We start from the raw sequence: 2,272 nt of genomic DNA, 5'->3' as shown, positions 1-2,272 counted from the left end.
TGGTGTCATAGGTCAGCCGCGGCGCCTGGAGGATTGCCAGCTCGTCGGCCGCCGCCGGATACCCCATCTGGGCGCGCAGGAGGAAACGGTCCATCTGACTTTCGGGCAGCGGAAAGGTGCCCTCGTAGTCCACCGGATTTTGCGTGGCGACGACCATGAACGGCACGCCGACCGAGTGGGCCTCGCCATCGACCGTGATCTTGCCGCGGTCCATCACCTCGAGGAGGGCGGACTGGGTTTTCGGCGTGGCGCGGTTGATTTCATCCGCCAGTACGACGCTCGCGAACACCGGGCCGGGCTTGAAGACGAATTCCTTGAGCGTCTCATCGTAGATCGACACGCCCGTGACGTCGGTTGGCAGCAGGTCGCTCGTGAACTGGATGCGCGAGAAGACGCAGTCCATGGAACGCGCGAGCGAGTAGGCCAGCGTCGTCTTGCCGACGCCCGGCAGATCTTCGATCAGCAGGTGGCCGCCCGCCAGCAAGCAGACCAGGGTCTGCTCGATGACGTCGTCCTTGCCCTTGATGGTAACGCGCATGTTCGCCTTGAGGCGGGTCAGCGCGTCGCGGGTCGCAGCGACCTCGGCCGCGGGAGCAAAATCACTCATGCCCGGACGCTACGGACGCAGCCGGGCGGCGCAAACGGATTTCCGGTGACTTTCCGGTCCGTCATCCTGAGCCGTGCGAAGGACCCAAGTGGTCGGCGCGTGTCCGTCCTTTCCCGTGGATCCTTCGCGCGGCTCAGGATGACGGCAGAGGTGGCCTTACTGGTCTGACATCCCTGTTGCCCGCCCGCGTCCGGCCTGTCTTTCTGCGCGCATGCACAAAGGCCGGCTCGAAGCGTTCAGCGACGGCGTATTCGCCATCATCATCACAATCATGGTGCTCGAGATGAAGGTGCCCCACGGCACCGAGGTGCGCGACCTGCTCCCGCTTTGGCCGGTATTCCTCAGCTACGTGCTCAGCCTCGTCTACGTCGGCATCTACTGGAACAACCACCACCACATGTTCTAGGCCGTCGACCACGTGAACGGCCGGGTGCTGTGGGCCAACAATCTGCTGCTGTTCTGCCTGTCACTGGTGCCGTTTGCCACGGCATGGATGGGTGATACGGATTTCGCGCTGGTGCCGACGATTACTTACGGCGCGGTGATGTGCCTGCCCGGCACTGCCTATTTCATCCTGGCGCGGGAACTGGTGAAGCTCCACGGGCCTCAGTCCACGCTGGCGCAGGCGATGGGCGCCGGCATCAAGGAACGGCTGTCGATCGTGCTCTATGTCTTCGGCATCGCCGGGGCGTTCATCCACCCCTACATCGCCTTCGGCTTCTTCCTCGCCGTGGCGGTGATGTGGTTCGTGCCGGATCGCCGCATCGAACGGCGGCTCGAGGGTGAACGCTAGGCTGCGGCCAATGCATCATCGCCGGTGATAGGGACGATCGCCACCCGGTCGCGGCCGCTGTGCTTGGCGGCATAGAGCTGCTGGTCGGCCAGGCGGAACAGATCGGCGAACGGCAGGCGGTTCTCGAACACGGCGCCGCCGACGCTGACCGAGAGCGGATGCGCCGCGCCCGCCGGGTTGAAGCTCGCGTCCCGCACCGACTCGCGAATGCGCTCGGCGACGCGCGAAGCCTGCTCAACCGTGGCGCCAGGCAGGAAGACGCCGAATTCCTCGCCGCCGAGCCGGCCGACGATATCGGGGGCGCGCAGCATCGATTTGATCGAGAGCGCGATGGTGACCAGCGCTTCGTCGCCGCGGTCGTGGCCGTAGCGGTCGTTCACGGCCTTGAAGTTGTCGGCGTCGATGATGAGCAGTGCGCCGCGCCGCCGCAAATCATGGGTGCGCACTTCGGTCAGATAGGCTTCGACGAGGGTCGAAAACGCCGCGCGGTTCATCACCTGGGTCAGGCCGTCGGTCGAGGCATAGACGGCGAGGCGGTTGTTGGCGATCGCCAGTTCGCGCAGCTTGGTGGCGAAGAACCCGATGATCGGCACGGCGAGGACGACCGGCAGCAGCGCGTCGGTCAGGATCGCCCGTAGCCGTCCGGCATCGTCCATGTTGGCGAAGTTGAACGAGTCGACATAAAACGCTGCGATCACGCACACCACCGATCCGACGATGGTGGATACGATCACACGGCCCCAGCTTTCGGGGGAGAGGTCAAGCTTCATCGCCCAGTGAATCCTTGGTCGTCCCAGACGCCAGGGGAGCAGTGTGGGCGAAAAGCGTTGCGAAGCCTTTGCGCGTGATCGACGCAGTTTTATCTATCCGGC

The 2,272-nt window shown here is 64.7% G+C and carries 4 protein-coding genes; 2 read left to right on the top strand and 2 right to left on the bottom strand.

Features of this window, described 5'->3' with window-relative positions:
* Window positions 1–607, bottom strand: a 607-nt coding sequence (locus VGM71_RS00020; RefSeq protein WP_414675063.1) for an AAA family ATPase, incomplete at its 3' end; no start/stop codon positions are given.
* A gap of 211 nt (window positions 608–818) precedes the next feature.
* Between VGM71_RS00020 and VGM71_RS00015 the strand changes: the two genes are divergently transcribed.
* Entirely contained in the window at window positions 819–1,013 is a 195-nt protein-coding gene (locus VGM71_RS00015) for a TMEM175 family protein (protein ID WP_331541687.1), read from the top strand.
* 12 nt (window positions 1,014–1,025) lie between these two features.
* Window positions 1,026–1,400 (top strand): hypothetical protein, encoded by a 375-nt coding sequence (locus tag VGM71_RS00010; protein ID WP_331541686.1) that lies wholly within the window; start codon window positions 1,026–1,028, stop codon window positions 1,398–1,400.
* Here VGM71_RS00010 and VGM71_RS00005 read toward each other — a convergent pair.
* The gene (locus VGM71_RS00005) at window positions 1,397–2,170 is read right to left on the bottom strand and encodes a GGDEF domain-containing protein (RefSeq protein ID WP_331541685.1); all 774 of its coding nucleotides are present in this window, start codon (window positions 2,168–2,170) and stop codon (window positions 1,397–1,399) included. The two genes, VGM71_RS00010 and VGM71_RS00005, sit on opposite strands and share 4 nt — an antisense overlap.
* Window positions 2,171–2,272 lie beyond the last annotated feature (102 nt).

The organism is Luteibacter sp., assembly GCF_036499525.1.
Lineage (GTDB): Bacteria > Pseudomonadota > Gammaproteobacteria > Xanthomonadales > Rhodanobacteraceae > Luteibacter.
The sequence above is the reverse complement of the archived record's forward strand: the minus strand, read 5'-3'. Positions and strand labels throughout refer to the sequence as shown.